Origin of the sequence: Sphaerisporangium dianthi (genome assembly GCF_042654065.1) — a bacterium.
Taxonomy (GTDB): domain Bacteria; phylum Actinomycetota; class Actinomycetes; order Streptosporangiales; family Streptosporangiaceae; genus Sphaerisporangium; species Sphaerisporangium dianthi.
The window spans coordinates 158,889-165,568 of the sequence record NZ_JBHSFP010000020.1; the positions used below are offsets into that span (position 1 = coordinate 158,889).

A 6,680-nucleotide genomic window follows, 5' to 3' on the forward strand; every position below is an offset into this window, starting at 1 on the left:
GCGGGGGCGGGGGCTGATCGAAGACGCGCGACTTCCGAGGCGGGCGGCACCGGCGACGGCGCCGCCCGCGGTCGTGCGCCGCCCCTCCTCCACGTTCGTCGCCGCGACTTCACATCCGCCTGCCAGGCGGTGTACGAGTTGTCAACCTTGCCGACATTTCGCTGGAGTCACCGGGTAACAACGCGCTGCGAGCATGCGCGACATGCGGGCCACCGAAACGCATTGCCCCTACTGCGCTCTGCAGTGCGGGATCGCGCTGACCGTGGACGAGACGCCGGTCCGCTTGAGTCCGACCGACTTCCCGGTCAACCGGGGCGGACTGTGCGCCAAGGGCTGGACCGCCGCCGAACTGCTCGGCCACCGTGACCGGCTGCTCACCCCGCTGGTCCGCGAGGTGCCCGGCGACCGTGCCAGCCCGCTGCGGGAGGCCGGCTGGGACGAGGCGCTCACGCTGGTCGCCGACACGATCAAGGCCACGCAGCAGCGGTTCGGCCCCGACAGCGTCGGCGCGTTCGGCGGCGGCGGGCTGACCAACGAGAAGGCGTACACGCTCGGCAAGTTCGTCCGGGTCGCGTTGCGGTCGTCGGCGATCGACTACAACGGCCGGTTCTGCATGTCGTCGGCGGCCACCGCGGCGAACCGCTCGTTCGGGGTGGACCGCGGGCTGCCGTTCCCGCTGGCGGACATCGCCGAGGCCCGGACCGTGCTGCTGGCCGGAGCCAACCCGGCGGACACCATGCCGCCGTCCATGCAGTACCTGCACGCCGGACGGGCGTCCGGCGCCAAGCACATCGTGGTGGACCCGCGGACCACGGCCACCGCGGCCGGCGCGTACCTGCACCTGCAACCGCTGCCCGGCACGGACCTGGCGCTCGCCAACGGCCTTCTGCACATCGCGATCCGCGAGGGCCTGGTCGACGACGCCTACATCCGGGACCGGACCACCGGCTTCGAGGGCGTCCGCGTGGCGACCAACCTGTACTGGCCGCAGCGGGTGGAGCGGATGACCGGGGTGCCGGAGGCGAGCCTGCGCGAGACGGTCCGGCTGCTGGCCGCCGGCGGCCCGGCGATGATCCTCACCGCGCGCGGCGCGGAGCAGCACAGCAACGGCACCGACACCGCTCAGGCGTACCTGAACCTGGCCCTGGCCCTGGGCCTGGCCGGGAGGCCGTACTCCGGGTACGGGACGATCACCGGGCAGGGCAACGGGCAGGGCGGCCGCGAGCACGGGCAGAAGGCGGACCAGCTGCCCGGCTACCGGCGGCTGGACGACCCGGCCGCGCGGGCGCACGTGGCCGCCGTGTGGGGCATCGACCCGGACGAGCTGCCACGGCCGGGCCGGTCCGCGTACGAGATGCTCGACCGTCTCGGCACCGACGGCGGCGTGCGGGTGCTGCTCGTGCTGGCCAGCAACATCGTCATCTCCGCGCCGCACGCCAACCGGGTCGCCGGGCGGCTGAACGCCCTGGATCTGCTGGTCGTCTCGGACATCTTCCTCTCCGAGACCGCGGCCATGGCCGACGTCGTGCTCCCGACCGCGCAATGGGCCGAGGAGGAGGGCACGATGACCAACCTGGAGGGTCGCGTGCTGCGCCGCAAACGGGCCCTTCCGCCGCCGCCGGGGGTCCGCACCGACCTCGCGATGCTGGCCGAGCTGGCCGAGCGGCTGGGCCGCGGGCGGTACTTCAGCACCGATCCGCGCACGGTCTTCGACGAGCTGCGGCGGGCCAGCGCGGGCGGGATCGCCGACTACGCGGGCATCAGCTACGAGCGGATCGAGGCGGAGCAGGGCGTGTTCTGGCCCTGCCCCGCCGTGGACCACCCCGGTACTCCGCGGCTGTTCGCCGACCGTTTCCCCACCCCCGACGGCCGGGCCCGGTTCGTCCGCGTCGAGCACCGCGACCCCGACGAGCTGCCGGACCACGACTACCCGTACGTGCTGACCACCGGCCGCAACATGCAGCAGTACCAGAGCGGCAACCAGACCCGGCGGGTGAGCGCCCTGGCCGACGCCCTGCCGGAACCGCGCGCCGAGATGCACCCCGACCTGGCACGCCGGCACGGCGTCGCCGACGGCGACATGGTGGAGTTGCGCACCCGCCGCGGCCGGGCGGTGTTCCGGGCCGTGCTCACTCCCGGCATCCGGCCCGACACCGTCTTCGCCCCGTTCCACTGGACCGGCGCCAACCTGCTCACCAACCCGGCCCTGGACCCGCACTCCAAGATGCCCGCGTTCAAGGTGTGCGCGGTCGCCATCGCCCCCATCGACGAAGGGACCAGTCACGTGCACTCCACACCCCGCTTCCTGCAAGGCGTGTTCGCTTTCGAGGGCAAGGGACTCGACCAGCCGGTGCCGGTCGACGGCGCGCTGAGCTACGTCGTGCCGGCCGGGATCACCACCCAGGCGGTCTACTTCCGCGGCGGCAACGCGACCGACGAACTGATCTGCGTGGTGCTGATGCGCGACGGCAAGCCGATGCGCTGGTTCCCGATCGGCGCGAAGTCCGACGTGCACATCCCGCTGCGCGTGGTCGAGGACCTGGACTCCGGCACGGCCGTGGAACTCTACCTCTGCGCTCCGCCGGGGGTGGCCGGGATGGTCGTGGTCGACCTGGGCCTGATGGAGGTCTGATGAAGCGCAGACTCGTGGTCGTCGGCAACGGGATGGCCGGGGCCCGTACCGTCGAGGAGATCCTGGCCCGCGGTGGCGGCGACCGGTTCGTCATCACGGTGTTCGGCGACGAGCCGTACGGCAACTACAACCGGATCATGCTGTCCAACGTCCTGGCCGGCGTCGAGGACGAGTCCGGGATCTTCCTCAACGACATGGCCTGGTACGCGGACAACGGCATCATCCTGCACTCCGGCCGCCGGGTCACCCGCGTCGACAGGTACGCCAGGCGGGTCTACGCCGACGACGGCACGTCGACGCCGTACGACAAGCTGATCATCGCCACCGGCAGCAGCGCGTACATCCCGCCGATCCCTGGGATCCGCCGGCCGGGCCGCGGCTTCCACCAGGGCGTCTTCGCGTTCCGCACCCTCGACGACACCCGCGCCATGATGCGTTACACCCGTGAGCACGAACGCGCGGTGGTGATCGGCGGCGGCCTGCTCGGCCTGGAGGCCGCCCGCGGCCTGCAGAACCACATCGGCCATGTGACGCTGGTGCACGCCGCGGGGCATCTGATGAACGCCCAGCTCGATCCGCAGGCCGGCGCGATCCTGCGGCGCAGCGTCGAACGGCTGGGCATCGAGGTGGTCACCGGCGCGCGCACCACCGAGATCCTCGGCAAGCACGCGGTCACCGGCATCAAGCTCGACGACCGCCGGCAGATCCCGTGCGACGTGGTGGTGATCGCCGCGGGCATCCGCGCCAACGCCGAGGTCGCGGAGGTCAGCGGGCTCGTGGTCGAGCGCGGCGTCGTCGTCGACGACCAGATGCGCTGCCTGGACGAGCCGGACATCTACGCCGTCGGCGAGTGCGTGCAGCACCGCGGCCAGACGTACGGGCTGGTCGCACCGCTGTGGGACCAGGCCAGGGTGCTCGCCGACCACATCACGGGGAAGGACCCGCACGCCGCCTACCACGGCTCCCGGGTCGCCACGAAGCTCAAGGTGGCCGGCGTCGACGTCGCGGCGATGGGCGTGAAGGAGCCCGAGCGCGAGGACGACGAGACGCTGGTCTTCAGCGAGCGGAAGAAGGGCGTCTACAAGAGCATCATCGTCCGGGACGGCCGGCTGGTCGGCGCCACCCTGCTCGGCGACGTCAGGAAGGTCGCGTTCCTGATGCAGGCGTTCGACCGCGGGCTGCCGCTGCCGGAGGAGCGGATGGAGCTGCTGTTCGACCTCGGCGCGCCGTCCGCCGAGGTGAGCGCCGCGGAGCTGGCCGACGACGCCCAGGTCTGCAACTGCAACGGCGTCACCAAGGGCATGATCACGGCCTGTGTCGGCGACGGGTGCAAGACGGTCACCGGGGTGATGGACAAGACCAGGGCCGGCAGGGGCTGCGGCACCTGCAAGGGCCTGGTCGCGCAGATCGTCGAGTGGGCCGCCGGAGGCGCGGTCGAGGAGGATCCCGCGGCCTCCTGGTACGTGCCCGGTGTGCCGATGCCCAAGCCCGAGCTGATGAGGGCCATCCGCGAGCACGAGCTGAAGTCGGTCTCCGCGGTGTTCGCCACGCTGGCGCCGGGCGGCGAGGAGGACGCCAAGAGCAAGATGGGCCTGGCGTCGCTGCTCAAGATGATGTGGGACGACGAGTACGTGGACGAGCGCGACGCCCGGTTCATCAACGACCGGGTGCACGCCAACATCCAGCGCGACGGCACGTTCTCCGTGGTGCCGCAGATGAAGGGCGGTGTCACCACCCCGGCCCAGCTGCGCAGGATCGCCGAGGTCGCCGAGAAGCACGGCGTGCCGATGGTGAAGCTGACCGGCGGCCAGCGCATCGACCTGCTCGGCATCCCGAAGGAGAACCTCCCGGAGATCTGGGCCGACCTGGACATGCCGTCGGGCTACGCGTACGGCAAGAGCTTCCGCACGGTGAAGACCTGCGTGGGCTCGGAATTCTGCCGCTTCGGGGTGGGCGACTCGACCGCGCTCGGCATCGCCATCGAGGAGCGCTACCAGGGCATCGAGGGCCCGGGCAAGATGAAGCTGGCGGTCACCGGGTGCCCGCGCAACTGCGCCGAGGCCTACGTCAAGGACCTGGGCGTGGTGGCGATCGACGGCGGCAGGTGGGAGATCTACGTCGGTGGCGCGGCCGGCGCGCACGTGCGCAAGGGCGACCTGCTGGCCACGGTGGACTCCGCCGACGAGGTCATCACGCTGACCGGCCGGTTCCTCCAGTACTACCGGGAGAACGCCGGCTGGCTCGAGCGCACGTACGCGTTCGTCCCGAGGGTCGGCATCGAGCGCATCCGCCGCATCGTCGTGGAGGACTCCGACGGCATCGCCGCCGAACTGGACGCCGCGATGGCCAGGTCCGTGGCGGCGTACCGGGATCCGTGGAGGGAACGGGCCGCGCCGGTGACACCCGGGCAGTTCCGCGCGTCGCTGCCGCTGATCGCACCGGCGCGGATCCCGGTGCGGGAGCCCGGCCCGGCCCGCACCCCGGAACCGGCGGTGCCGGCGAACGGCTCCGCGGGGAACGGCTCGGCGGCGAACGGCTCGGCGATGACCGGCTTCTCGTCCTCGCCGGAACGGGACGCGTGATGGCCGGCGTGACGACCCGGCACCGGCTCGGGCCGCTTGAGGAGATCCCGATCGGCGAGGGCCGGGCCTACGCCGTGGGCGACCTGATGATCGCCGTCTTCCGGCTCCGCGACGGCGGCGTCCGCGCGGTGTCCGCCGTGTGCCCGCACGCCGGCGGCCCGCTCGCCGACGGGCTGGTCGATCGGCGGGTCGTGGTCTGCCCGCTGCACCAGCACACCTTCGACCTCGGCACCGGATGCTCCGCCACCGGACAACCACCGCTCACCGTCTACCCGGTCGTCGTGGACCACGACGGCCGGATCGTCCTGGAGGTATGACACGCGCGCGGTCGATACCGGCGGGCTTCCGGCACATCCGCGGGGGCCCGCGTGACCCGTGTCGCGGCGCCGCGCGCTTCCGGCGTGCGTTGCTCGCCGCCACGGCGGAGCTCGCCCCCGGATCCCGGCGGCGCCGGCGGTGAGCCGCTCGCGGGCGCCGGAAGGCGCCTGCCGGTGCGGCCCTGGGGAACGACGCTGTCGATCATGTCTGTTCCTCCGCTGGAACATCGATCGGGCAGAAGGCGGGACGTACGGTTGCGGCGGTCGACGTACGGAGCGGCGAAACCGCGTTGAGCTGCGATTCTGTCGCTGGGCACCCAGGTGGAGCGAGCACGGCCCTGCCTGGTGAGCCATTTTGCGGATTGTTGCGAAATGTGTCAAGAAAGTGCGCGAAAGCTTTCGGTCGCATTAACCGGATAAGCGCCCCTTCACGTGCGACGACGCGGGGAACCTCCGTTGAAACGTTTCGGAGTCGAGGCGATCACTCGCTCTCATCGGCGAGGCGCCCGGACGGCCGCGATCATGCCCGCCGCGCCCCGCACACCATGACCCGGACGACTCTGAAACTTTCGGCAACAGATCCCAAGTTTCAATAGCGCCAGCCTGGGCTTTTGCGTATTCAGCGGGCTTTCCGCGACTCAACACAGACCCGATCGCCCGGTCACGTAGACCGACCAGGCGAAATGCGCCCGCACGAGACCTCTAGCAAGATCAAGTTTCCGATATATTTCAGAAAGTTGTTGACAGCTCGACGGAGGCGGATTCACACTTTCGCCATCGACGAACCCAATCACCGTCGATCCGGGTCACTCCGCCACGACCTGGTCCTCCGGTCGTCGCCTGCACCGCGACCGGCGATCCCCGCCGCGTTGAATGACGCCGACGCGCGGCGAACCTCATCCTGTGCCACAGGCAGCCCCCGGGTTGTCCCGCGCTGCCCGGCCTCCCCCGGCCGGCCTTCACCAGGAGGAAGCACGCGTATGAACGATGCCCCCGCCCACCCGAAGAGCCGCGGACGCAGTCGCATCTGGCGGCGCGTCAGCCGTGCCTGCGTCATAGCGGCGGCCGCGGTCATGATGCTGCCCGGCACCGCCGACGCGGCCGTGACCACCAACCAGACCGGCACCAACAACGGCTACTTCTTCTCGT

General features: G+C 71.2%; 3 protein-coding genes. All 3 read left to right on the top strand.

Features of this window, described 5'->3' with window-relative positions:
- Positions 1-202: 202 nt before the first annotated feature.
- From ACFO60_RS25825 to ACFO60_RS25835, 3 genes are read left to right on the top strand one after another with little or no spacing between them, the layout of a single operon-like run.
- Positions 203-2,632 (top strand): molybdopterin oxidoreductase family protein, encoded by a 2,430-nt coding sequence (locus ACFO60_RS25825; protein WP_465269887.1) that lies wholly within the window; start codon positions 203-205, stop codon positions 2,630-2,632.
- The gene (gene nirB / locus ACFO60_RS25830) at positions 2,632-5,214 is read left to right on the top strand and encodes a nitrite reductase large subunit NirB (RefSeq protein WP_380844382.1); all 2,583 of its coding nucleotides are present in this window, start codon (positions 2,632-2,634) and stop codon (positions 5,212-5,214) included. Before ACFO60_RS25825 ends, nirB begins: the two co-directional genes overlap by 1 nt.
- Before the next feature lie 8 nt (positions 5,215-5,222).
- Entirely contained in the window at positions 5,223-5,531 is a 309-nt protein-coding gene (locus ACFO60_RS25835; protein ID WP_380844385.1) for a Rieske (2Fe-2S) protein, read from the top strand.
- Positions 5,532-6,680: the final 1,149 nt, after the last annotated feature.